Annotated in this window: 23 protein-coding genes; 10 read left to right on the forward strand and 13 right to left on the reverse strand. The window is 70.7% G+C overall.

Going from position 1 to position 24,059, the window contains the following annotated elements; all coding sequences use genetic code 11:
- Positions 1 to 168: 168 nt before the first annotated feature.
- The 7 genes from ACFVWD_RS38705 to ACFVWD_RS38735 form a co-directional block, all read right to left on the reverse strand.
- The gene (locus ACFVWD_RS38705; RefSeq protein WP_389602686.1) at positions 169 to 1,749 is read right to left on the reverse strand and encodes a dipeptide ABC transporter ATP-binding protein; all 1,581 of its coding nucleotides are present in this window, start codon (positions 1,747 to 1,749) and stop codon (positions 169 to 171) included.
- A complete protein-coding gene (locus tag ACFVWD_RS38710) occupies positions 1,746 to 2,744 on the reverse strand; it encodes an ABC transporter permease (protein ID WP_385379990.1) in 999 nt (332 codons plus the stop codon). Before ACFVWD_RS38710 ends, ACFVWD_RS38705 begins: the two co-directional genes overlap by 4 nt.
- On the reverse strand, positions 2,741 to 3,847 hold the full coding sequence (locus ACFVWD_RS38715) for an ABC transporter permease (protein WP_389602687.1): 1,107 nt from the start codon (positions 3,845 to 3,847) through the stop codon (positions 2,741 to 2,743). Before ACFVWD_RS38715 ends, ACFVWD_RS38710 begins: the two co-directional genes overlap by 4 nt.
- A 4-nt stretch (positions 3,848 to 3,851) precedes the next feature.
- Positions 3,852 to 5,570 (reverse strand): ABC transporter substrate-binding protein, encoded by a 1,719-nt coding sequence (locus tag ACFVWD_RS38720; protein WP_389602688.1) that lies wholly within the window; start codon positions 5,568 to 5,570, stop codon positions 3,852 to 3,854.
- A 178-nt stretch (positions 5,571 to 5,748) separates the two neighbouring features.
- Positions 5,749 to 5,841, reverse strand: a complete 93-nt coding sequence (locus ACFVWD_RS38725) for an Ms4533A family Cys-rich leader peptide (protein WP_389602689.1) — start codon at positions 5,839 to 5,841, stop codon at positions 5,749 to 5,751.
- Between the two features lie 67 nt (positions 5,842 to 5,908).
- A complete protein-coding gene (locus tag ACFVWD_RS38730; RefSeq protein ID WP_389602690.1) occupies positions 5,909 to 7,039 on the reverse strand; it encodes a DUF3152 domain-containing protein in 1,131 nt (376 codons plus the stop codon).
- A gap of 620 nt (positions 7,040 to 7,659) precedes the next feature.
- Positions 7,660 to 8,649 carry an alpha/beta fold hydrolase gene (locus ACFVWD_RS38735; RefSeq protein ID WP_389602691.1) on the reverse strand — a complete coding sequence of 330 codons (990 nt, stop codon included), beginning with the start codon at positions 8,647 to 8,649 and terminating at the stop codon, positions 7,660 to 7,662.
- A gap of 187 nt (positions 8,650 to 8,836) precedes the next feature.
- Here ACFVWD_RS38735 and ACFVWD_RS38740 point away from each other — a divergent pair, with 187 nt between their 5' ends.
- The 4 genes from ACFVWD_RS38740 (at position 8,837) to ACFVWD_RS38755 (ending at position 10,769) form a co-directional block, all read left to right on the forward strand.
- The gene (locus ACFVWD_RS38740; RefSeq protein ID WP_389602692.1) at positions 8,837 to 9,058 is read left to right on the forward strand and encodes a hypothetical protein; all 222 of its coding nucleotides are present in this window, start codon (positions 8,837 to 8,839) and stop codon (positions 9,056 to 9,058) included.
- Positions 9,059 to 9,256: 198 nt separating this feature from the next.
- A complete protein-coding gene (locus ACFVWD_RS38745; RefSeq protein ID WP_168495305.1) occupies positions 9,257 to 9,898 on the forward strand; it encodes a TetR/AcrR family transcriptional regulator in 642 nt (213 codons plus the stop codon).
- Between the two features lie 146 nt (positions 9,899 to 10,044).
- Entirely contained in the window at positions 10,045 to 10,272 is a 228-nt protein-coding gene (locus ACFVWD_RS38750; protein ID WP_028801993.1) for a DUF3107 domain-containing protein, read from the forward strand.
- A gap of 227 nt (positions 10,273 to 10,499) precedes the next feature.
- Positions 10,500 to 10,769, forward strand: a complete 270-nt coding sequence (locus tag ACFVWD_RS38755) for a hypothetical protein (protein ID WP_168495303.1) — start codon at positions 10,500 to 10,502, stop codon at positions 10,767 to 10,769.
- Positions 10,770 to 10,842: 73 nt separating this feature from the next.
- On the opposite strand, the gene ACFVWD_RS38760 is transcribed toward ACFVWD_RS38755, so the two are convergent.
- The gene (locus ACFVWD_RS38760) at positions 10,843 to 11,604 is read right to left on the reverse strand and encodes a ferritin-like fold-containing protein (protein ID WP_082416308.1); all 762 of its coding nucleotides are present in this window, start codon (positions 11,602 to 11,604) and stop codon (positions 10,843 to 10,845) included.
- Between the two features lie 472 nt (positions 11,605 to 12,076).
- Here ACFVWD_RS38760 and ACFVWD_RS38765 point away from each other — a divergent pair, with 472 nt between their 5' ends.
- Together ACFVWD_RS38765 and ACFVWD_RS38770 are read left to right on the forward strand one after the other, a co-directional pair.
- A complete protein-coding gene (locus ACFVWD_RS38765; protein ID WP_389602693.1) occupies positions 12,077 to 14,503 on the forward strand; it encodes a DEAD/DEAH box helicase in 2,427 nt (808 codons plus the stop codon).
- A gap of 297 nt (positions 14,504 to 14,800) precedes the next feature.
- Entirely contained in the window at positions 14,801 to 15,670 is an 870-nt protein-coding gene (locus ACFVWD_RS38770; RefSeq protein ID WP_389602694.1) for an alpha/beta fold hydrolase, read from the forward strand.
- 22 nt (positions 15,671 to 15,692) lie between these two features.
- Here ACFVWD_RS38770 and ACFVWD_RS38775 read toward each other — a convergent pair whose 3' ends face one another.
- Positions 15,693 to 16,589 (reverse strand): NYN domain-containing protein, encoded by an 897-nt coding sequence (locus tag ACFVWD_RS38775; RefSeq protein WP_389602695.1) that lies wholly within the window; start codon positions 16,587 to 16,589, stop codon positions 15,693 to 15,695.
- 226 nt (positions 16,590 to 16,815) lie between these two features.
- Here ACFVWD_RS38775 and ACFVWD_RS38780 point away from each other — a divergent pair, with 226 nt between their 5' ends.
- Complete coding sequence (locus ACFVWD_RS38780) at positions 16,816 to 16,968, forward strand: hypothetical protein (RefSeq protein WP_095852725.1); 153 nt, start codon at positions 16,816 to 16,818, stop codon at positions 16,966 to 16,968.
- Positions 16,969 to 17,089: 121 nt separating this feature from the next.
- Here ACFVWD_RS38780 and ACFVWD_RS38785 read toward each other — a convergent pair whose 3' ends face one another.
- The 3 genes from ACFVWD_RS38785 to ACFVWD_RS38795 form a co-directional block, all read right to left on the reverse strand.
- Entirely contained in the window at positions 17,090 to 17,695 is a 606-nt protein-coding gene (locus ACFVWD_RS38785; RefSeq protein ID WP_075028797.1) for a MarC family protein, read from the reverse strand.
- Positions 17,696 to 17,901: 206 nt separating this feature from the next.
- On the reverse strand, positions 17,902 to 18,759 hold the full coding sequence (locus ACFVWD_RS38790; RefSeq protein ID WP_389602696.1) for a PHP domain-containing protein: 858 nt from the start codon (positions 18,757 to 18,759) through the stop codon (positions 17,902 to 17,904).
- 208 nt (positions 18,760 to 18,967) lie between these two features.
- Positions 18,968 to 19,609, reverse strand: coding sequence for a DUF6758 family protein (locus ACFVWD_RS38795; RefSeq protein WP_266436238.1), 642 nt, complete (start codon positions 19,607 to 19,609; stop codon positions 18,968 to 18,970).
- A gap of 189 nt (positions 19,610 to 19,798) precedes the next feature.
- Between ACFVWD_RS38795 and ACFVWD_RS38800 the strand changes: the two genes are divergently transcribed.
- Positions 19,799 to 21,052: an MFS transporter gene (locus tag ACFVWD_RS38800; RefSeq protein ID WP_389602697.1), complete on the forward strand. Its 1,254-nt coding sequence runs from the start codon at positions 19,799 to 19,801 to the stop codon at positions 21,050 to 21,052.
- Positions 21,053 to 21,115: 63 nt separating this feature from the next.
- On the opposite strand, the gene ACFVWD_RS38805 is transcribed toward ACFVWD_RS38800, so the two are convergent.
- Positions 21,116 to 21,700, reverse strand: a complete 585-nt coding sequence (locus tag ACFVWD_RS38805) for a suppressor of fused domain protein (RefSeq protein WP_075028794.1) — start codon at positions 21,698 to 21,700, stop codon at positions 21,116 to 21,118.
- 549 nt (positions 21,701 to 22,249) lie between these two features.
- On the opposite strand from ACFVWD_RS38805, the gene ACFVWD_RS38810 reads away from it, so the two are divergent.
- Both ACFVWD_RS38810 and ACFVWD_RS38815 read left to right on the forward strand, forming a co-directional pair.
- Positions 22,250 to 23,362: a magnesium and cobalt transport protein CorA gene (locus ACFVWD_RS38810; protein WP_054228210.1), complete on the forward strand. Its 1,113-nt coding sequence runs from the start codon at positions 22,250 to 22,252 to the stop codon at positions 23,360 to 23,362.
- Between the two features lie 43 nt (positions 23,363 to 23,405).
- Positions 23,406 to 23,951, forward strand: a complete 546-nt coding sequence (locus ACFVWD_RS38815) for a hypothetical protein (RefSeq protein ID WP_389602698.1) — start codon at positions 23,406 to 23,408, stop codon at positions 23,949 to 23,951.
- Positions 23,952 to 24,059 lie beyond the last annotated feature (108 nt).

A 24,059-nucleotide genomic window follows, 5' to 3' on the forward strand; every position in this document is an offset into this window, starting at 1 on the left:
TGGGGCACCCCCCGGTCACCGGGCGGCACGCAGGGGTAATTACGAAGGCTTCCAGGGGGGGGGCGCGACGGACGGTTGTCCATCGCGCCACCAAAAGGGGTGAACGGTCGTAACTTTCCCGTGCGGGTCGCGTTCCGTCGCGCTACGAGATCAAGCAGTCACGTTGCATCACACCGCCGTCAGTTGCCTCCGGACCGTCCGTCGCTGTGCCGCGACCTCCGGATCCAGTGCCGGTACGGCGGCCAGCAGCTGCTTGGTGTACGGGTCGCGCGGAGACTCGTACACCTCGTCGGCGGGTCCGTACTCGACGATCCGGCCGCGTCGCATCACCGCGACCCGGTCGCTGACCTGGCGGACGACCGCGAGGTCGTGCGCCACGAACACGAGCGCGAGCCCGAGTTCCCGCTGCAGTTCGGCGAGCAGGGCGACCACCTGGGCCTGGGTGGTGACGTCGAGCGCGGAGACCGGCTCGTCGCAGACGATGACACGTGGGTCGGCGGCGAGCGCCCGGGCGATGCCGACGCGCTGGCGCTGTCCGCCGCTGAACTCGTGCGGGTAACGGTCGTAGTGCGCCGCTTCGAGCCCAACGCGCTCCAGTAGTTCCCGTACGCGCCCCCGGATGCGCCCCTCCTCGTGTTCCCCGCGGGCGCGCAGCGGATCGGCGATCGACTCGCCCACGCTGCGGCGCGGGTTGAGGGAGGAGACGGGGTCCTGGAAGACCATCTGGACGTCCGGGCGCACGCCTCCGCCGGGCTTGATCTCCCCCGCCGTGGGCTCCAGCAGCCCCACGAGCATCCGTCCCAGGGTGGTCTTGCCGCTGCCACTCTCACCCACGATCCCGAGGGTCTCGCCCCGGTGGATCGTCAGCGACACGTCGTCGACGGCCGCGAACGCCTTCTTCCCGCGTCCGAATTCGCGCCGCAGGCCGCTCGCCTCGAGAACGACCTCCTCCGTCGCCTCGGAGCCGGTGCGCGGCGCGTCCACGCGGGGCACCGCGCCGAGGAGCTCCTGGGTGTACGCCTGCGCGGGCGCCCCCAGGACGGCGCCGACGAGGCCGTGCTCGACGGCCCGCCCGTGCCGCATGACCAGGATCTCGTCGACGCTCTCGGCGGCGACGCCCACGTCGTGCGTGACGAGGAGCAGGCCCATTCCGGTCTCCTCGCGCAGGGTGTGCAACAGGTCGAGGATCTGGGCCTGGACGGTCACGTCGAGGGCCGTGGTCGGCTCGTCGGCGATCAGCAGGTCGGGTTCGCAGGCCAGCGCCATCGCGATCAGCGCGCGCTGGCGCATTCCGCCGCTGAACTCGTGCGGGCGGGAGCGCGCCCGGCGCGCGGCGTCCGGGATGCCGACGCGGTCGAGCACCTCGACGGCACGCGCGCGTGCGGCGCGCCGGGAGGCCTTCACGTGCGCCCGGTACACCTCGGCGATCTGGTCGCCGACCGCGTAGTACGGGTCGAGGGACGACAGGGGGTCCTGGAAGACCATGGCGGACTTCCCGCCGCGCAGGCGCCGCAGTTCGGCGTCGGACGCCTCCTGTACGTCGATGCCGGCCACGCGCACCGAGCCGCCGACGTCGGCTCCCGTACCGCGGTGCAGCCCCAGGAGGGCCGAGGCGACCGTGGACTTGCCCGAGCCGGACTCGCCGACCAGCGCCAGGGCGGCGCCCTGCTCCAGGCTGAAGGAGAGGCCGTCCACAGCGCGCAGGGACCCGAACTCGACCGTCAGATCCGTGACGTCCACCAAGCTCATACGAGCACCACCCGTCGGTCTGCCACCGCGTACAGCACGTCCGCGACGGCGTTGGCGATGACCACGAAGAAGCCGATGACCAGGACCATGCCGACGACCACCGGCAGGTCGACGACGTTCACCGCGTGCACCAGCGCCTGTCCGATGCCGGGCAGTCCGAAGAGCGTCTCGGTGAGCACCGCGCCGCCGACCGCCGAGCCGACGTTGTTGGCGTTCAGCGCGATGATCGGCGCGAACGCCCCGCGCAGTGCGTGCCGCCCGATGATCGACCGCTCGCCGACGCCGTACGCCCGGAAGGTCCGGATGTGGTCCTCGGCGAGGGTCTCCAGCATCGCGGCCCTGGTCAGCCGGGCGAACGCGGCGGCCTCGATGAGGGCGAGGGAGAGCCAGGGCAGCAGCAGGTTCCAGGCCCACTGTTCGGGGTCGTCGGTGAGGCTGACGTACTGCGGGAAGGGCAGCAGTTGCAGCTGGCCGCAGACGACGATCATGAGCACCAGGCCGATCACGAAGACCGGCGTGGCGACGCCCGCGAGGGTGATGCCGGTCAGCACACGCTCGGTGAGCCGGCCGCGCCGCCACGCGGAGAGGATGCCGGTGCCGACGCCGAGGACCAGCCACAGCACCATCGCGCCGAACACGAGGGACAGACTGACCGGCAGCTTCGCCAGGATCAGCTGGGTGACCTGGGTGTCGCCCTGGTACGACAGCCCGAGACAGGGCGCCGAGCAGTGCTCCACCGAGGTGCCCGTGGAGAAGTCCTGGCCGACGAGGATGCCCTGCAGGAAGTGCCAGTAGCGCACGTACAGCGGGTCGTCGAGCCTCAACTGCTGGGCGACCTGGTGCACTTGTTCCGGAGAGCAGCGCGGGCCGCAGGTGATCTGGGCGACGTTGCCGGGGGTGGCGTAGAAGACGACGTAGACGATCACCGAGATGGCGAGCAGGGTGATCACGGTGCCGACGGCGCGGCGCAGGACGAATCCTCCGAAGCCGCTCATGCCTTGGCCTCCTTCTTGGCGCTCGCGTCCGCCGTGGCCTGCTTGGTACTCGCATCTGCCGTGGCCTTACTGGCGCTCGCGTCCGCCGTGGCCTGCTTGGTGTTCGCGTCCGCCTTGGCCTCCCGCTTGCGGCCCGTGCCGACGCGCAGGCGCGAGGCCGCGCGCGGGTCCAGGGCAGTGCGGACACCGTCGCCGAGGACGGTCAGGGCCAGCACGGTCACCAGGAGCGCCCCGGCGGGCAGCAGCAGGTACTGCGGGGCCGCCTGGTACCAGACGTCGGCGGCCGTGAGCATCTGACCCCAGGACGGTGTCGGGGGCTTCACTCCGACGCCGAGGAAGGACAGCGCGGCCTCGGCGGAGATGTTCATCGGCACGAGGAGCGCGGCGTAGGTGATGACGGGGGCGGCCAGTCCGGGCAGGAGTTCGCGGCGGGCGATGCGCCAGGTGTTCCAGCCGCTGAGCCGCGCGGCGGAGACGTAGTCCAGCCCTTTGAGAGTGAGGGTCTGGGCGCGCACGATCTTCGCGGTGTTGCCCCAGGCGATCAGGCCGATGACGAGCGCGACCAGCAAGGGCCGCGGGAAGCTGCTGGGCACGATCGCCAGCAGGGCCAGCGACATGATCATCAACGGCATCGCGACGAAGATGTCGGTGATCCGGCTCAACAGTTGATCGATCCATCGGTTGCCGAGTGCGGCCGCGACGCCCACCACGACACCGACGAGGACCTGTACGACGGTCGCCCCCAGCGCGACTCCCAGCGAGACTCGGGCGCCGTACACGAGCCGGGCGAAGAGGTCGCGGCCGGTCTGCGGTTCGACGCCGAGCCAGTGGTCGCCGCTGACGCCACCGAACGAGCCCACCGGAACGCCGCCGCGCGCGGAGTCGATCAGGGACGGGTGGTAGGTGGTCGGGTCCTGGCCCTCGATCGCCGTGAGCAGCGGGGCGGCGAGTGCGAGCAGGACGAGCAGTGCGACGACGGCCGCCGCGACGAGGGCGGCGCGCTGCGTGCGCAGCCGCCGCCAGAACTGACGGGCCCCCGAGGCCCCCGGGACGGACGCGGGGTCCGTCCCGGGGGCCTGAGAGGCGACGATTGCCTCGCTCACGGCGCTACTTCACCGCGACCTGGGAGATGTCCAGCACGCCGGTCCAGTCACTGATCACGATGTTCTTGACCGCGCTGCCGTACAGGCGCTTGTAGACGGGGTGGAACAGCGGCACGGTCAGGGCCTGCTCGCCGATCTTCTTGTCCAGTGCGCCCCAGCGCTTGGCGGCCTCGTCGAGATTCGTCAACTTGTTGATCGCGTCGATCTCGTCGTTGACGGACTTGTCGTTGAGGAGGCCGGTGTTGAAGTTCGCGCCGTCCTTGACGATCTGACGGCCGTCGAAGATCGGGGCCAGGAAGGGACCGCCGGAGGGCCAGTCGGCACCCCAGTGGGCGAGGAAGAAGCCCGGCTCGCTCTTGACGCTGTGGATCTTGTCCTTGTAGTCGTTGATCTCCAGACCCTGGAGCTTGACCGTGATACCGGCCTTCTTCAGGGCGTCCTGGAGGGCGGTCGCGATCTCCGGGCTGGTCTCGAAGTCCTTGTCGTTGGAGTGCGTGAGGGTGACGGTGATCCCGTTCGGGTGACCCGCCTCCTTCAGCAGCTCCTTGGCCTTGGCCGGGTTGCCGGACGCGCCCGCCGGGAAGTGGTCGTAGGGCGTGTAGCCGAAGGACTTCTGGTTGGGCAGGTACGTGGTCGCGGCCTCGGCCAGCGACGAACCACCCGCCGCGTTGATCACCGACGAACGGTCGACGGCGTATGCGATCGCCTGTCGCACCTTCGGGTCGTCGAACGGCTTCACCTTCGGGTTGAAGGCGATGTAGTTGGTGTAGCCGAAGTGCCCGGTGCCGACGCGTGCCGCCAGCGCCTTGTCACCCGTCACCTTGGCGAGCTCGGCCGGGCCGAGGTTGGTGTCCGTGGTGACGGCCGCCGCGTCCGCGCCCTGCGACGCGGACAGCCGCTGGTTGATCACGGAGGAGTCCAGACCCGACCGCACGTCGATCTTGTCCGGGTAGGCCTTGCGCTCGGCGTCGGTCGCCGCGGACCAGTACGTGTTGCGCGCCAGGGTGATCCGCTCGCCGTCGTTCTCGTTCTTGACGACCTTGTACGGGCCGGAGGAGATCGGGTGCTGCTCGTACTTCGTGCCCTTGTCCTTGGCCTTCGGGACCGGCGTGAACTGGGTCTGCGTGGCGAGGTAGGGGAACTCGCCCTCGGGCTTGTTCAGGTGGAAGACGATGGTCAGGTCGTCCGGGGTCTCGATCGAGGCGAGGCCCTTCTTGTCCTTGTACGGCCCCTGGTAGTCGGCGCCACCGATGAGCCAGTCCCGTAGGTAGGGGGCGCCGCCGGAGAGCTCGGCCGCGAAGGAGCGCTCGATGCCGTACTTGATGTCGGCGGAGGTGATCGGCGTGCCGTCCTCGTACTTGAGGCCCTTCTTCAGGGTGTAGGTCCACACGGTCGCGTTCTCGCTCGGGCGGCCGGTGTCGGTGGCGAGGTCGGGGACGACCTTGGCGCCGGCGGCGCCGCTCTCGCGGTTGCGCGTGGTCAGCGTACGGAAGACGAGGGAGGGGACATTGCCGCCGCCGGAGGTGTAGAGGCGCGCCGGGTCGAAGTCCTCCTGCGGGTTGGCGTTGAGGACGGTGAGCGTGCCTCCCTTCTGGGGCTTGGAGTCGCCACCGGCGCCCTTGGCATCGTTGTCCTTCGGCCCGCAGGCGGCCGCGCCCGCTGCCACGACCAGGGTGACGGATGCCGCGGCCACGCGGCGGGCTATGACGGACGGTTGACGCATCGGAAGACGACCTCTCGAATGATGAGACGGATTGACGAGGAGTGAGACGGAAGTGAACGGACGTCTGCCCCGGCGTCAGGTCGTCAAAAAGGTCGCGAAGTCGGAAAACCAGTGACCCATACGGTCACCTACGGTCACGACGGAAGCGGAAGTACGACGCACACGCCAAGGGCGGGCGTCAGCGACAGTCGATGTCTGCCACGCAGAGCGCGGTCACACCAATCAGCGCCAGCTCGATGGCGGCGCGACGGACGGCATGACTAGACCACATGCGCAAAAATATGAACGAACTTTCGGAGCATGTCAACGTGGCCCCAGTGGCCCCCGCGGCCCCTCCGTCAACTCCCCGGGTAGGGCCAGGGGTTGGCCCGACAGTGGATTCCGTCATGGTCGAGGAACTTGGTCTGCTGCTGCATGACGGGCGCGAGCTCGCCGTCCTTGTCGCAGGTGACATGGCCGTATCCGAGGCGGTGACCGACCTCGTGGTTGATGAGCATCTGCCGGTACGGGTGAATCGCGTCACCGTAGGTCTTGGAGCCCTGCGCCCAGCGGTACGCGTTGATCATCACGCGCTCGGTGGAGGCCGAGTCGCACGACACATTGTCCTCGGTCGTGTCCAGCCCGGACTTGGCACACCACTCGGCGGTAGTGCCGGGGCTGGCCAGCGTGATCACGAAGTCGGGCTTGCCGGTGTAGATCCGTTCGAAGGTACGGGCGCCGTTGTGGGCCCAACTCCGTTTGTCGTTCAGCGTCTTCTGCACAGCCTGCGCGAAGAGGGCGGCGTCGAGGCCGAGACCCCGCTCCACATCCACCCGGTACGTGTACTTCTGCCCCTTTCCGGGCGCCTTGTCGAACCCGGGGACGGCGTCGAACTTCCCCGAGCCCTTGAGGGTGGCGCTGAGCGCGTACCTCACACCCATCTTCTGGTCGTACGTCAGCGGTGTCGCGCTCGGCGTCACGGACGGGGTCGACCCGGTACCCCCGGGCGAGGTGGACGCGCGGGCGTCCAGGCCACCGTCGGCGGACTGCGTCTGCGCGGTGGCGTCGTGCCGCCCGGCGGCCACCTGTCCGGCCACCACTACGGCGAGCACGGTGGTGACGGCGGCCGCGGCGATTCCGGTGAACGCCCGCCCCTTGACGCCCTTGCCCTTCTCCGCCTCCTCGGTCCCCGGCTCGTCGCTCCCGGCCCTGCGCCCGTTCTCGCTCTCGCTCTCGCTCTCGCTCTCGTCGAAGGCGTCGACGTAGGCCTGCCGGAGCCCCGGGCCGGGCCCGAGCCCGGCGTCGGCCTCCTGCCGCTGCCGGGGGACGCGCGGTCCGGGTGCCCCCTGGGGCATGCCTTGGGGCGCCCCCTGCGGCATGGCCTGAGGCCCGCCGTCCTCGGCCCCCGCCGCCCGCGGGCCACCCCCGAACGCGCCCCAGCCACCGCCGGGTTCACGCTGCTCGGGGTGTCCCGCACGCGCCTGGGGCACCCCACGCACGGGGGTGCCGTCCGGCGACCGGGGCACCTCACGAGCGGGCGTACCGCCCGCCATACGGGGGATGCCGTGCGCGGGCGTCCCATCGGCGAACCGCGGGACACCATGCGCGGAGGTCCCATCCGGAAGACGCGGCACACCGTGCGCCGGAGTCCCGTCCGGATAGCGCGGCACACCGTGCGCCGGAGTCCCGTCCGGAAGACGCGGAACGCCCTGCGCCGGGGCCCCGTTCGCCAACCGCGGGATGCCATGGGCCGGCGTGCCATCGGGATAACGCGGGACACCATGCGCGGGGGTCCCATCCGGAAGACGCGGCACACCGCGGGCCGGAGTCCCGTCCGGACAGCGCAGGACACCGTGGGCCGGAGTCCCGTCCTGGGGGCGGGGAGCTCCGGGCGGCGGAGTGCCGCTCGGCGCGGGGCGTCGAGGCCCCGGTGGCTGTGGGCCCAGGGGGCCGCGCGTGGCCCCCTGCGGCGAGGTCGCCGCCGGACCCGTACCCGGCGCCACCCCTTGAGCCGTGCCCGGTGCGGCACCGGGTGCCGGAACCCTCGGCATCTCCCCCGTGTCGCTCTTACCGGCCCGCCCCCGGCGACTGTGACGTCCCACGCCCCGCCTCAGCTCCCCGCGTCCGCGCCGGCCGGTGACGCCAACTCGCCTGATTCCGCGAGGAGTTCACGGAACGCCGAGGCCACCGTCTCCGGGTACTCCATCATCGCGACATGCCCCGCGTCCGGCAGCGACAGCAGCCGGGAGTCGCGGAAGGCGCGCGCCGCGCGGCGGGCCATGCGGTAGGCGACGAGCTGGTCGCGGCCGCCGTAGACGAGCAGCGTCGGCGCGAGCACCCGCTCGGCCTGGCGCCACAGCCCGTGCTGGCCGCCCAGCGTGTACGCGTTCACGAGGCCGCGCGACGAACGCGCCATGGCGTCCCAGAAGTAGGGCAGCGCGAGCCGCCGCTCCATCTCCTCGACCGCGTCGCGGAACCCCTCGGGCGTCACCATGCCGGGGTCGCCGTAACAGAGCGCCATGACCCCGCGGACGCGCTGCTCGGCGCTCCAGTCCTTGGTGAGCCGGGTGAACATCCGCGCCACCCCCGGCACCGAGAGCAGCGCGGTCGGCCACGCGGTGCGCTGCGCGCGGATCTCCGGGAGCGCGGGCGAGATCAGCGTGAGCGTCTCGACCAGGTCGGGGCGTACGGCGGCGACGCGCGTCGCGACCGCTCCGCCGAGCGAGTTCCCGAAGAGGTGCACGGGACCGCGCTCGGCCGCGTCGAGATAGCGGATGACCGCGCGCGCGTGCCCGGTCACCGAGTAGTTGCCGTCGTCCGGCGGCGGCGAGTCCCCGAAGCCGGGCAGATCGAGCGCCTCGCTGTCCACGAGCCCGTCGAGCAGCGGCATCAGCGCCGACCAGTTCTGCGAAGAACCGCCCAACCCATGGACGTACAGGGCGGGCGGCAGTCCCTCGCGCGCGGGTGGTCTCGAACGCACGGTCAGGGTGATCCCGGGCAGACCGACCGATCGCAGGCGCTCCCCCTCCGCGACCCGGACGGTCCCGACCCTCGGCGTGACGGTGGTGGCCAGCGCGGCGGGCAGCTCGGTCGAAGACATGCGGCAATGTTACGAGACGATCACGCAGTGGTTCATGTGTTCGCTGTCACAGATCGTGCGCGGATCGTCTAGCGCCTCGATCGGGTGTCTCCTAGGCTTCGAACGAGGGCACTCGTACGTACGTCAGGATCCGAACCTCAGGATCCGTACACGAAGAGCGCACTCGCACCGCTCGGGAAGAGGAACCATGACAGTCGACCCGACAGACCCCGAGACCTTCGACGACCGGTTCCGGGAGATCGTTGACCCGGAAGCCCCGGAGGCGGATCTCGCCGAGCAGCTCAGCGAACTGGATCCGGTGGACGACATCGACCCGGAACCCCCCGGTGACCCCCTCAACGCCAACGAGGCCGACCTCGCCGAGCAGGCCAGGGTCGTCCGGCTCAACGAGGACGACTACAGGGGATGACCCCATGTGACCGGACCCCGCCGACCAGCGGTATCCGGCACTGCTTCACGCCCTTCTCACCCCGTTCGTCACCCTCTGTGTCGTTATCGCACGCGTCCGGTCCGTGAAATTCTGCGCTCGCACCGCGCACAGCGGGGTTACCGAAAAGTACGATGGCGGCGCGGCGCACACCGCATGTGGACAATTTTGGGAGGCGGCGTGACAGCCATCGAGCAGACAGAGGCGGCACGCCCGCGGGGCACTCGCCTGCCGCGCCGTGCCCGACGCAACCAGCTCCTCGGCGCCGCCCAGGAAGTATTCGTTGCGCAGGGGTATCACTCGGCCGCCATGGACGACATCGCCGAGCGCGCGGGCGTCAGCAAGCCGGTTCTCTACCAGCACTTCCCGGGCAAGCTCGACCTGTACCTCGCACTGCTGGACCAGCACTGCGAGTCCCTGCTGCAGGCGGTACGGACGGCGCTCGCGTCCACCACGGACAACTCGCTGCGCGTCCGCGCCACGATGGACGCCTACTTCGCGTACGTCGAGGACGACGGCGGCGCCTTCCGGCTCGTCTTCGAGTCCGACCTGACGAACGAGCCCGCGGTCCGCGAGCGCGTCGACAAGGTCACGCACGAGTGCGCGGAGGCGATCTGCGAGGTCATCGCGGAGGACACCGGTCTCTCTCGTGCCGAGTCGATGCTCCTGGCCTCGGGCCTGGGCGGCCTCGCACAGGTGGTGGCCCGCTCCTGGCTGCACAGCGACCGCAGCGTCCCGCGCGACCAGGCGGTGCAGCTGCTGACGTCACTGGCCTGGCGGGGTATCGCGGGTTTCCCGCTGCACGGCACCGATCACCACTGACGGACGCCTGACCGTCTCTTTGTTCCCGTCCGCTGTTCGCTCTTGGCGTTCTCGGCCGGAACGTGCACGTCCCCTCACCGGGCTAATGTGTGCAGCGTACGGCGCGGAGAGACGCGCACATGACTGACCGTCGGAGGGACAAAGCCGTGGAGGTCAAGATCGGCGTGCAGCACGCGCCCCGCGAGATCGTTCTGGAGAGCGGTCAGACCCCGGAAGAGGTCGAGCGCGCGGTGTCCGAGGCGCTGGCCGGCAAGTCGCAGCTGCTGAGCCTCGTGGACGACCACGGCCGCAAGGTCCTGGTTCCGGCCGACCGCCTCGCGTACGTGGAGCTCGGCGAGCCCACGCAGCGCAAGGTGGGATTCAGCGCGCTGTAGTTCAGGCGAGCGGAAGGGGCCCGGTGACACTGTCGCCGGGCCCCTTCGCATGGGCGGAACAGGCCCCTGCGCGCGGCCCCTCCGCGCGCGTCGTGTCGGACCCGTACACGTGGTCTCACCACCACGGATGGCGCACAGAACATCCACAGGGGAGGATTGCGTTCCGCACCTCGGGGGTAGACCCGCTACGACCGATTTGCACCGGCCGTGCGGGAGGGACCCTCACCATGTTCTTGGAAGCGCTCGGCGCCGCGATGCTCGGTCTCGCCCTGGCATGGTGGGCCGCGTACCGACTGCCGCACCGACTGCCGAGCCGCGGCCTGGTCCTGTCGACCGGTGTCGCCGGAGCCCTGTTCGGGGCCTTCCTGACGCACACGGCGCTCGGATCCGGCCACTTCCTGGTCATCCTCGCCGGCGCCGCGATCGTCTGCGCCGCGCTGCTGTCACTCCTGCTGCGCCCCGCGGAAAGATTTCGCCGCCGCTCGGCGACGGCGTGACCGAAGCGGGCGACGGCGAAACTCCTGAGGACGACAAGCCCCGAGACGGTCGGGGAAACGGGGGAAACCGGGTCTAGGCAGCCAGGCCCAGTGCCGCCATCCGCTTGGTGTGGGCCTCGGTGATCCGCGAGAACATCCGGCCGACCTCCGCGAGGTCGAACCCGTCCGCCACACCACCCACGAGCATCGTCGACAGCGCGTCGCGGTCCGCGACGACCCGCTGCGACTGCGACAGCGCCTCGCCCATCAGCCGCCGCGCCCACAGCGCGAGCCGGCCGCCCACGCGCGGGTCCGCGTCGATGGCGGCGCGCACCTTCTCGACGGCGAAGCTCGCGTGCCCGGTGTCGTCGAGGACGCTGAGCACGAGCCCGCGCGTGTCGGCGTCGAGGCGTGCGGCGACCTCCCGGTAGAAGTCACTGGCGATCGAGTCGCCGACGAACGCCTTGACGAGGCCCTCCAGCCAGTCCGAGGGGGCCGTCTGCCGGTGGAAGCCGTCGAGCGCGGCGACGAACGGTTCCATCGCCTCGGTCGGCTCCGCGCCGACCGAGGCGAGCCGGTCCCGCAGCCGCTCGAAGTGGTGGAACTCGGCCGACGCCATCTTCGCCAGCTCCGCCTTGTCACTGAGCGTCGGGGCCAGCTTCGCGTCCTCCGCGAGCCGCTCGAAAGCCGCCAACTCTCCGTACGCGAGCGCTCCGAGCAGGTCCACGACCGCGGCGCGGTACTGGGGGTCGGCGGCGGCCGTGTCCCAGTTCTGCGCGGCGACTCCGGTGGCCGCGGGGGTGGTCTTGTCGGTGGCCTCGGCGGACCGGTCAGCGGCGTTGTCAGGCGTCGTCATGAAGCGCACAATAGCCCGCTCGACGCAACAGGGAAGTCCCTGGTCAATCAGTGTGACGACGACTACGTGACCAAATCGGCCATCGCATATGCGCGATTCCGGGGTATGGTGGTAATGCGCCCGGCGAGTATTCGACGGGCCGCACGAATGAGGATGCCCGGTCGGTGGCCCGATCGGCTCCGACCCGACAGCCCTCCTCGTCCGTACGGCACATTGCGTACGACATCCGGAGGGAACCCTCAGCGGTACGAGAGCTCGAGCGTCGGCAGTGGTCCCATGCCACTCGGCCCGCCCGTCAAGAGCGGCCGACGTCCCCGGCACGGTCCCCGACACGACCCCCGCGCTCGCCTCGCACCGCGTACACAGAAGAGGCAGCACCCTGACTACGACTTTCCGAGAGCTCGGAATCCTTCCCGAGACGGCCGAAGCCCTTGAAGCCGTCGGCATCATCACCCCCTTCCCCATCCAGGAGATGACGCTCCCCGTAGCCCTTTCGGGCTCCGACGTCATCGGCCAGGCCAAGACCGGCACCGGCAAGACGCTGGGCTTCGGCCTCCCGCTCCTCGAGCGTGTCACCGTCCCCGCGGACGTCGAGGCGGGCCGGGCCCAGCCCGAGCAGCTCACCGACGCCCCGCAGGCCCTCGTCGTCGTCCCGACGCGCGAGTTGTGCACCCAGGTGACCAACGACCTGCTGACCGCCGGCAAGGTCCGCAACGTACGCGTTCTCGCCATCTACGGCGGCCGGGCGTACGAGCCGCAGGTCGAGGCCCTCAAGAAGGGCGTCGACGTCATCGTCGGCACCCCGGGCCGACTGCTGGACCTCGCGGGCCAGAAGAAGCTCAACCTCAAGCACATCAAGGCGCTCGTCCTCGACGAGGCCGACGAGATGCTCGACCTGGGCTTCCTGCCCGACGTCGAGAAGATCATGAACATGCTGCCGGCCCGCCGTCAGACCATGCTGTTCTCGGCGACCATGCCGGGTGCGGTCATCGGTCTCGCGCGTCGCTACATGTCGCAGCCCACACACATCCGCGCCACGGCGCCGGACGACGAGGGCGCGACGGTCCGCAACACCGCGCAGTTCATCTACCGCGCGCACAACATGGACAAGCCCGAGCTGGTCGCGCGCATACTGCAGGCCGACGGCCGCGGGCTCGCGATGGTGTTCTGCCGCACCAAGCGGACGGCGGCGGACCTCGCCGACCAGCTCCAGCAGCGCGGCTTCGCCTCCGGCGCGGTCCACGGCGACCTCGGCCAGGGTGCCCGCGAGCAGGCACTGCGCGCGTTCCGCAACGGCAAGGTCGACGTCCTCGTCTGCACCGACGTCGCCGCCCGCGGCATCGACGTCGAGGGTGTCACGCACGTCATCAACTACCAGTCCCCCGAGGACGAGAAGACGTACCTGCACCGCATCGGCCGTACGGGCCGCGCGGGCGCCAAGGGCATCGCGATCACCCTCGTCGACTGGGACGACATCCCGCGCTGGCAGCTCATCAACAAGGCGCTGGACCTCGGCTTCAGCAACCCGCCGGAGACGTACTCGACGTCCCCGCACCTCTTCGAGGAACTGAACATCCCGGCCGGCACCAAGGGTGTCCTGCCGCGCTCCGAGCGCACCCGCGCCGGCCTCGCGGCCGAAGAGGTCGAGGACCTCGGCGAGACCGGCGGGCGTGGCGGTCCGCGCGGCCGCGGTGGCCGTTCGTCGGCGCCGGCGCCCGTGGAGCGCGAGCGTGAGCGCACGCCCCGCCGCCGTCGCCGTACGCGCAACGGTGGCGCGCTGGAGGAGACGTCCACGACGCCCACTCCGGAGGCGACCACCGAGCCCGCCGCCGCGGAGGCCAGCGAGCCCCGCACCCCGCGCCGCCGTCGCCGTACGCGCGCCGGGGGTACGGCGGAGACGGTGGCGGCTGTCGCCACGGTCTCCGAGCCGTCGGTGAGCGAGGCCCCGCAGGCCGCGGAGACCGCGGTCGCCACGGCCGAGGGCGTGGTCGAGGCCACGCCGGAGGACGCGGTCGCGAAGCCGCGTCGCCGTCGGACCCGTAAGACGGCGGAGGCCGCTCCCGCCCCGGTCGAGACCGTGGCCGTGGTCGCGGAATCCGCGCCCGTCGTGGAAGCCGTCGCCGAGGCCGTCGCGGAGGCTCCGGCCAAGCCGGTTCGTCGCCGGACCCGCAAGGCCGCCGAGGCCGTCGTCGACACGGCCGAGGGCGTGGTCGAGGCCACTCCGGAAGCCCCCGCCACCAAGCCGCGGCGTACGCGGGCCAAGGCCACGGCCGAGGCGCCCGCCGAAGCGGCCGTGGACAGCGCGGAGGCGGTGGCGGCCAAGCCCGTCCGTCGACGCACCCGCAAGGCCGTCGCGGAGACCGTCGACGCCGTCGCGACCGTCGAGACCGAGATTCCGGCGCAGACCGCCGCCGTCGTCGAGGCCCCGGAGGCCAAGCCGCGGCGCCGTACCCGCAAGGCCGTCGCGGAGACCGCGGAGGTCGCGGTCGACACGGCGGAGGGTGTCGCCGAGGCGCCGGTCGCCAAGCCGCGGCGTACGCGCAAGGCGGCGGTGGCCGTGGTGGACGCGGTCGAGGCCGCGGCAGAAGCCCCCGCCACCAAGCCGCGGCGTACGCGGGCCAAGGCCACGGCCGAGGCGCCCGCCGAAGCGGCCGTGGACAGCGCCGAGGCGGTGGCGGCCAAGCCCGTCCGTCGACGCACCCGCAAGGCCGTCGCGGAGACCGTCGAGGCGGCGATTCCCGCCCAGTCGGCCGCCGTTGACGAGCCGGAGGCCAAGCCGCGTCGGCGTACGCGCAAGGTCGTGGAGCCCGCGGTCGCCGCGGACGCGGCGCCGGAGGCGGCAACGCCCCGTCGGCGTACGCGCAAGGCGGCGGCTGCCGCGGAGCCCGCGGAGAGCTGATCCTCAACCCGATGGCCCGGTCCCACATGCGGTGGGGCCGGGCCATCGGCGTTCTCCCCCGGGTGTGTTTGTTGCCTGCCGTCCGGTGGGGGCTGGTCGCGCAGTTCCCCGCGCCCCTGAGGCACGGGGCTGCGCCCCCGGTGCCCCATCGGCCTGACGGCCTCGCCCTCACACGCCGGATGAGCTGAGGCTTTCAGGGGCGCGGGGAACTGCGCGATCAGCCCCCGCCCACCCGCAGTCGGACAACTACGGGCATGCGGGGATCCGGGGCGCAGCCCCGCCCGATAACCTCGGGGCATGAGCAGGCCCCCCTCCTTCGCGCCGCCCGCCGGTGTCCGTGCCTACCGTCTCCGCACCGCCCGCGGCGAGTTCGCCGCGCTCGACGCCGCGCCGCAGGCGCAGCTCAAGGGAACCGTGCTGCTGCTGCCGGGTTTCACCGGCAGCAAGGAAGACTTCATCGCGCTGCACGAGCCGCTCGCGGCGCGCGGGTACCGTACCGTCGCCGTGGACGGCCGCGGGCAGTACGAGAGCGACGGTCCCGAGCACGACGAATCGGCCTACGCGCAGGCCGAGTTGGCGAAGGACGTGCTCGCGCAGGCGGCAGCGGTCGGCACCCCCGTGCACCTCGTCGGCCACTCCCTCGGCGGACTGGTCGCCCGCGCCGCTGTCCTCCTCGACCCGGCCCCCTTCGCCTCACTCACCCTCATGGCCTCGGGCCCCGCCCAGATCTCCACCTCCCAGCAGCAGCGCGTCAAACTGCTCCGGGACGCCCTCGCCGTGATGGACATGGCCCAGGTGTGGGACGCCATCCAGGCGATGGAAACGCCGGAGGAGACCGACACCGGTGATCTCGACGGTGGGCTGGACGACCGCGAGGACCTGCGGCGCCGCTGGCTGCGCACCCGACCGGCGCAGCTGATCGCGACGGGCCGTCAGCTGTGCACGGAGCCCGACCGCGTCGCCGAGCTGGCCGCCGTACGCCTGCCCAAGCATGTGCTGTCCGGCGCGTTCGACGACACCTGGCCGGTGCCGCTCCTGGACGACATGGCCGTACGCCTCAAGGCCCGGCGCACGGTCGTACGAGGAGCCGAGCACTCCCCGAACACGGACCAGCCCGAGCAGACGGCCCTCGCCCTCGCCAAGTTCTGGGACCACACGGACCAGTAACCGGGGGGCGGGCCGGTAGGAGCTAGTACTGCGCCTGCAAGTGCTCCCAGAACCCGTCGCGCAGCGCGCGGCGCAGGTCCGCCTGGCCCCGCAGGGAGTACTGCAGCAGCCCCTCGGCCTCGACCAGCAGATCCTGGTCTACCGAGCCGGGCAGGTAGGGGTGGCCGGGCAGCAGCTCCACCAGCGCCTCGCGCCCCCGCGCGGCCAGCCACTTCGCGGCGATCTGGGCGCCCACGAACCGCACGTCCTCGCGGGTGGGCCGGCTCGCCGCCGTCGGGTCGTAGGTCGCGGAGGTGCGCCGGGACACGTACGGCTTGAAGAATTCGAGGTCGAACGTGCGCTGGCTGTCGACCTCCCACAGCAGCGGCTCGGCCTGGTTTCGGCCCTCGGGCGCCTCGATGCCCCAGAGGTGGACCCGCGCCCCGTACCCCTGTGCCGCCTCGACCGCCGACACCAGGTCCTCGTCGCCGCCGAGCAGCGCGGCGTCACTGATGGCGCGGTGCCGGGCGAGGGACTCCAGGTCGGAGCGGATGAGGGAATCCACGCCCTTTTGCTGGTTGTTGGCGTTGAGGTTGCCCAACCGGACCTTCACGTCCGGGAGTTCGGCGATCGACTGCTGTTCCGCGGTGTGGATACGACGGCGCGCGCCGTCGTACCAGTAGACGCGCAGCAGCCTGCTGTCGGCGAAGATGGTGCGGGCCCTGTCGATGAGCGCCTCGATGAGGCCTTCGGCGTCGAGGTCGAAGGCGCGGCGGTCCTCGGTCCCGGCGACGAGCCGCCCCGCGGCCGCGTACAGGTATCCGGCGTCGACGAAGATCGCATGGGTCGAGGGCGTCTTCGCCACCTCGGCGAGCATGCGCTGGAGCAGCTCGTTCGTGCGGTCGATGCGGGCGCTGAGCGCCGCGTGGTCGTCGTTCATCACCTCCATTGTCCCGGCGGTCACGCTGCGAACACAACCGGTCCCGTTCAGTCTCCTTCAGACTTCTTACCCGACAGTAATTAGGTTCTCGAAAAATTTCCTTAGCGTAGGGAATGTTTGTAACACGCACCCCGTTGAATACGAACGGAAGCGTGAGCACCGACGTCTCGCGCACCAGACGCCAGTAGTTCTCCTCAGGAGGATGACCAGACGAAGGGAGAAGCCCATGCGCTTCGAAATCATGCGACTCGACGATGTCGACGGCACGCCCGTGGACACCACCGTTGTAGACGCCGCCTCCGTCAACCGGATCGTTCAGCAGGCCGCCGCCATCGGGCAGCGACTGTGGATCCGCCCGGCCGAATCGTCCGCTTCATAACATTTCAGAGCAGTTCGAAGCAGTCACGGAGCAGTTCACCTCCGGGCGGACGCCTTCAGATTTCAAAGCCCCGTACGGCACGATGCCGTACGGGGCTTTGCGCGTTCTCACACGCTCACGGTCAGCTCGCCCGGATCACCTGGGTGATCCCGTTGATGATCTGCTGCACGGCGATCGCGGACAGCATCATGCCCGCGAGCCGGGTCACCAGCACGACACCGCCGTCCTTGATGACGCGGATGATCAGCAGCGAGTAGCGCATGACCAGCCACAGGACGACGTGGATGGCGAGGATCGCGGCCCACACGGACACCTGCGTGGCGACGGTGTCGGCCTTCTGGACCGCGAGGATCACCGACACGATCGCGCCGGGGCCCGCGAGCAGCGGCATGCCGAGCGGTACGAGGGCGACGTTGACGTCCTTGGTCTGCTTGGGCTCGTCGGTCTTGCCGGTCAGCAGGTCGAGGGCGATCAGCAGGAGCAGCAGCCCGCCCGCGATCATCAGCGCGGGCACGGACACATGCAGGTAGTCGAGGATCTGGTGACCGAGGAGGCCGAAGACGGCGATCACCCCGCCGGCCACGCAGACGGCCTGAAGGGCCATCCGCTTCTGCACCTTGGCGGGGCGTCCCGCGGTGAGCGCGAGGAAGATCGGGGTGATCCCGGGGGGATCCATGATGACGAAGAGGGTGAGGAAGAGGGAGCCGAAGACGGCGACGTCGAACATGAGTGAGTGAGGCCTTGCGAAGGTGGGGAGATCGGCGCGGCGAGATCAGCCGCCACCGCTGGGGAAAGGCGTTCCGCCGGGCGGAACGGAGGCACACGACGGCCTGCGTCGTGCGCTTTGCCGGGCGCCTTGTCGAGCGCTTTGTCAGGCGCTTTGTCAGGCGCTTTGTCAGGCGCTTCGAGGAACCCGGGGCGTGAAGGCGGGCGTCAGGCTCCGCCGGCGCCCGGCACGGGGAACGCCCCGGTCGCCCGCCGGGTGATCTCGCCGTACACCTCGGGGTCGGTGGTGAACTCCCCGAGCACACAGGTCTTACGGCTGCCGTGGTAGTCGCTGGACCCGGTGGCGAGCAGTCCCAGCTCGGCGGCGAGGCCGCGCAGCCGGGCGCGGGTGGCCGGCTCGTGGTCCATGTGGTCCACCTCGATGCCGTCGAGGCCGGCGGCGGCCAGGTCGGCGATCGCGGACTCCGGCACGGTCCGGCCGCGCTTGGCGGCGGCCGGGTGCGCGAAGACGGTCACGCCGCCCGCGGCCTTGACGAGGCGGATCGCCTCGAAGGGGTCGGTCTCGTGCTTGGGCACGTAGGCCCGCCCGCCGTCGGCCAGCCAGTCCTCCGTGAAGGCGTCGGAGACGCTGTCCACGACCCCCAGCTCGACCAGGGCGGAGGCGACGTGCGGCCTCCCGACGGATCCCTCGCCCGCGATGCGCGCGACCTGCTCCCAGGTGACCGGCACACCGAGCTCCTGGAGCTTGGCGACCATGGCCCGGGCGCGCGGCACGCGGTCGTCGCGCACCAGCTCGCGTTCGGCGAGCAGCCCGGGCTCCTCGGGGTCGAAGAGGTAGGCCAGCATGTGCATGCTGACGCCGTCGAGGCGGCAGGAGAGCTCGGCGCCCGTGACGAGGGTGAGCCCCTCGGGCAGCGCGGCCAGCGCCTCGGCGTATCCGCGGCTGGTGTCGTGATCGGTCAGCGCGACGACGTCGAGACCGGCAGCGCCGGCGTTGCGCACCAGTTCGGCGGGGGTGTCCGTGCCGTCGGACGCGGTGGAGTGAGTGTGCAGATCGATACGCACGACGCGGACTCCAGGCGGTGACGGGGTGGCAGGGGACGCTCAAGCATAACGGGAGTTCCGAGCGCCTTGTCACACCCGCAAGTACCGGGCGCCCCCTACAACCAACCTGTGCGAAGCATCCCGTCAGGGGCGCGGGGAACTGCGCGCTCGGCCAACGACAACCCGCACGCATCCACCCACCCAAGGCGCCCCTACACCCAGCGGAGCGCTACGGCTCCAGGATCCGCGGCGACAACGCCCCGCACGGCAGCAGATCCATCTCCGCCCCCGCATCCCGCAGATCCGTCAGCACCAGCTCGTCGTACATCAGCAGCCCCGACTGCTCGGGCCACACCACCGCCCACACCCACAGCCCCAGCGCCTCGCCCGCGAAGACGGCACGGTCGTCGGGACTGCCGGCCACATGCCAGAGCGGGGTCGGGCGGCCGGCGGCGAGGACCTTCGCCTGCGGCGGTTTCTCGACGCTCATGTACGGCCCCGGGTCGGGTCCTTCGATGCCCGCGTAGCGCGCGCCGAGGCCGACGCCGAGCTCCTCGGCGACGATGATCAGCTCCCCGATGCCGCCGAGTGGTCCGGGGCCCGAGCAGGCCACGGCTGTCGCACGCCCCCCGCTGCGATCGTCACCGGCGAAGGCCGCGCCGGTGAACAGCCAGCCGACCGGCAGCGGCCACGGCATCCACACCGGCACCTGGGCACGGTGCACCACCACACCGAGGGCCTCGACGCTGGGCGGGATCACGGGCTGCAGCGGATGCACGGTCCCGTGCACATCGCACTGCCAGGAGTCGGCAAAAAGGCCGGGAGCCCTGACCCGGCCACCACACTTCGGGCAACTGGGTTCGCCCCTCATAGAGCCCCACGGTCCTCCCCGTCTTTCGTCGCGTCAAGGACGATCACCCGTCCGGAGTGTGCCGGTCACCCGATGGAACTAGATGCAGCTTGCATTAATTAGCCCTTCTAACTTATTATGTGTATACGCCAACGATCTGGCCATCGATCCACGGCCACCGATCTCTCCACACGCAGTCGAGGAGCGAGCATGATCAACAACACGGGAGGTCCCGCCGAGGGGGACACATTCGACGCCGGTGCGGGCAGCATCCTGCGGCAGCCGAAGGCCGTCTGGGCGACCGCCGGCGCGTCCGTCGTCGCCTTCATGGGCATCGGGCTCGTCGACCCGATCCTGCCCTCCATCGCCAAGGGCCTGGACGCCACCCCGAGCCAGGTCTCGCTGCTCTTCACCTCGTACTTCCTGATCACCGCGGTCGCGATGCTGGTGACCGGCTTCGTCTCCAGCCGTATCGGCGGCAAGAAGACCCTGCTGCTCGGCCTCGCGCTCGTCGTGGTCTTCGCGGGGCTCGCGGGCACATCCGGCTCGGTCGGCGAACTCGTCGGCTTCCGGGCCGGCTGGGGCCTGGGCAACGCACTGTTCGTCTCCACCGCCCTCGCCGTCATCGTCGGCGCGGCGGCGGGCGGCAGCGCCGCGGCGATCCTGCTCTACGAGTCCGCGCTCGGCCTCGGCATGGCGTGCGGGCCGCTGCTCGGCGCCCTGCTCGGCAACGCCAGCTGGCGCTACCCCTTCTTCGGCACCGCGTTCCTGATGGCGGTCGGCTTCCTGTGCATCACGGCGTTCCTGAAGGAGCAGCCGAGGCCCGCGAAGAAGACCTCACTGCTCGACCCCATCAAGGCGCTCGGCCACGGCGGCCTCGCCTCGGCGGCCGTGTCGGCGTTCTTCTACAACTACACGTTCTTCACCGTGCTGGCCTTCACCCCGTTCGTGCTGAACATGACCCCCTACAAGTCGGGCGCCGTGTTCTTCTGCTGGGGCCTGCTGCTCGCCGTCTTCTCGGTGATCGTGGCGCCGCGGATGCAGGCACGGTTCGGCTCGCTCAAGGTGCTGGGCGGCTCCCTGGTCCTGCTCGCCGCCGACGTGCTCGTGCTCGGGTACGGCAACCACACCGCGGCCGTGGTCTGCACGATCCTGTCGGGCGCCTTCATCGGCGTGAACAACACCGTCTACACCGAGCTGGCGCTCGGCGTGTCGGACGCGCCTCGCCCGGTGGCGAGCGCCGGCTACAACTTCGTCCGGTGGTTCGCCGCCGCGGCCGCGCCCTACTTCGCGCCGAAGATCGAGGAGTGGAGCGACATCCACATCCCGTTCGTGGTCGCCGCGATCACCGCCGTGATCGGCGCGGTCGTGGTCTACGTACGACGGAACGCGCTCTCCCACGAGGCCGAGGAGCTCCAGCCGAAGCACGCCGCCGAGGACAGCGTGACCGTGTTCGCCGGCTGACTGTTTTCGGCCAGGAAACCGACCTTGGTCTCAGGTCGGCGGGAAATGACGGGCAAGAAGTACTCAATCCAGCGGAACGGACTTGCGCGAGGGATCGCGCAGGTCCGTTCCGCCGTTCAGCCATCGTTCCTGAAGGGCCCCGGCGCCGTGCACGCGCTTCCACGCGGCCTCGTTCGGCGTCATCGGGAGCAGTGGCAGGAACCGTACGGGATCGGCGGGCGCGTCCAGCTCCAGGTCCTCGACCAGGCCACCGGACTCCGCGACCAGGACCGAGGTGAACGGTGCGCCGGGCCACAGCGCCCCGCCCACGTCGAGCGAGGCACCGGGGGCCACGATCAGCCCCTCGACCTGCGGGGACGCGGCGAGCACGGCGAGCGGGCGGAGCACCTTGTCGGTGTCGGCGGCGCCGGGGCGGACGGACAGGACCAGCTCCGCGCGCGGGCCCTTCACCGGGTCGGCGAGGACCGCCGTGGGGTCCGCCATCGGCTGGGCGGACATACCGAGCGTGGCGTAGCGGACGACGTCACCCTCTGTGAAGCGCAGCACTTCGATGCGGTCGGTGCCGAGGAAGGTGACCGCGGCCCGGGCGTCGGGTTCGCCCAGCGCGGAGCGCAACCGGGCCTCGACCAAAGGAAGAACATCAGCCATGAGCCGAGCATAGAACTCGTCAGTAACGGGCAAAGCGGCGGCTTGACGCTTCAGTGCGCTGATAGTCTTGGCCGCTGGTCGGGGCAGCACGCAGAAGCGTCGCTCTCAAGCTCCGACGCACTGAGACTGACTGTCTTCCCCACGGGGGGAGCCAGCTCCCCCACGGGGGATGGATCGTCCCTCACGGGGGACCGACCGGAGGAGGTGGGGCTGCAATGGACCGAAGTCGACCTGGCAGTACCACCCGCTCTTCCGGTCGCTGAAGTTCTGTAGCTGGTTCCAGCCGCTCCCTGGCTCCCGTAGCTCTGTCGGCTGCTTCCTCCTGCAAACGTGTGCATACGTGTCAGCGTTGTCCCGGTGCACCACGGAAGAGCGCTTCGTTTCCGCCTGATCCATCCGATCTGTCTGATCTGAATCAGTAGCGAAGCTGCCACCGCGACGGTGCGGTGCTCCCCGCTTTGTGGACGTGCCAAACATCCGCAGTCAGGACGTCCCCATTCCGGGTAGTTCCAACCGTCGTCGGTCGCCTCCGTTGCGAAGGAGCCCGTCATGTCGATGATCCGTGACCTGCGTGCCGCGGTCCGTCCCCGTCCCTCGCTGCGCAAGGACAGTGGCTCGTACGACCACACCCGCGCCCCCGGGACCAACTCCGCCGTGGTCGACTGCGCCGTCTACCGTGACGGTGCCCGCGTCCAGACCCCCGAGCCGCTGACGCCCCAGGAGGCGATGCGGCTGGTGCACCGCGACGGCGGCTTCGTGTGGATCGGCCTGCACGAGCCCACGGAGGCCGAATTCGCCGGTATCGCGGGCGAGTTCGGGCTGCACCCGCTGGCCGTCGAGGACGCCGTCCAGGCCCACCAGCGGCCCAAGCTGGAGCGCTACGACGACTCCCTGTTCACCGTCTTCAAGACCATCCACTACGTCGAGCACGACGAACTCACCGCCACCAGCGAGATCGTGGAGACCGGCGAGGTCATGTGCTTCACCGGGCGGGACTTCTTCATCACCGTCCGGCACGGCGGGCAGGGCTCGCTGCGGGCGCTGCGGCACCGGCTGCAGGACGACCCCGAGCTGCTCGCCAAGGGGCCCTCCGCCGTGCTGCACGCCATCGCCGACCACGTCGTCGACGGGTACATCGCGGTCGCGGACGCCGTGCAGGACGACATCGACGAGGTGGAGACCGAGGTCTTCTCGCCGGGCCGCAAGGGCACCCCGCGCGGCACGGACGCCGGGCGCATCTACCAACTCAAGCGCGAAGTACTGGAGTTCAAGCGGGCCGTCTCCCCGCTGCTGCGCCCGATGCAGCTGCTGAGCGAGCGCCCGATGCGGCTGATCGACCCGGACATCCAGAAGTACTTCCGCGACGTCGCCGACCACCTCGCCCGCGTCCAGGAACAGGTCCTCGGCTTCGACGAACTGCTCAACTCCATCCTCCAGGCCAACCTCGCGCAGGCGTCCGTGACGCAGAACGAGGACATGCGCAAGATCACTTCCTGGGCCGCGATCATCGCCGTACCGACGATGGTCTGCGGCGTGTACGGCATGAACTTCGACTACATGCCGGAGCTGCACTGGAAGTTCGGCTACCCGCTGGTGCTGGGCGCCACGGTCGGGATGTGTCTGTCGATCCACCGGATCCTGAAGCGCAACGGCTGGCTCTGAGCGCACCGGGTGACCGCCGCGCGCCCCTGGATAGGCTGGGCCCATGACGGAACAGCTGCTCGACCGGGCCCTCGTCGAGGAGGCCACGAAGAAGTCCGGGCTGATCTGGGTACGGAGCGGCGGCGTGCCGGCGCACGAGGCGCCGGGCGCCGAGGCGCCCACCCGGGCCCTGTGGCACGTGTGGCACGACGGCGGGGCCTGTCTGGTCGGCGACGGGCCCGGTGAGCAGCCGCTGCCCGGACTCGTCGACGGGGGCGACGCGGTCGTCGTCGTCCGCAGCAAGGACAAGGGCGGGCGGCTGGTCGCGTGGACCGCGAAAGTGGTCGAACTCGCGCCCGGCTCCCCCGCGTGGGAGGCGACGGTCGCCGAGCTCAAGGGCAAGCGCCTGAACGCGCCCGACGGCGAGGAGATGCCGGCCCGCTGGGCCCGCGAGTGCCGGGTGCTGCGCCTGGAGCCTGAGGCGGGCACACACCCCCTGCCGGACGGCTCGCTGGCCGCCGCGCCGATCCCGTCCCCGGCGACCACCCGGCAACCGATCCCGGCCGCCGTACCGCGCCTGCTCTTCAAGAAGCGGGGACGCCGCCGCTAGGTCCTGTCGTCAGATTCCCGTCGTCCGCCCGGAGGGCGGGCCCTGCGGCGTCATGGGGGTCCCCCCTGCTCGAGCGGAGTCGAGAGCTTGGGGGAGCGTGCTCTCGGC

It is taken from the genome of Streptomyces sp. NPDC058086 (assembly GCF_042885015.1).
GTDB lineage: Bacteria > Actinomycetota > Actinomycetes > Streptomycetales > Streptomycetaceae > Streptomyces.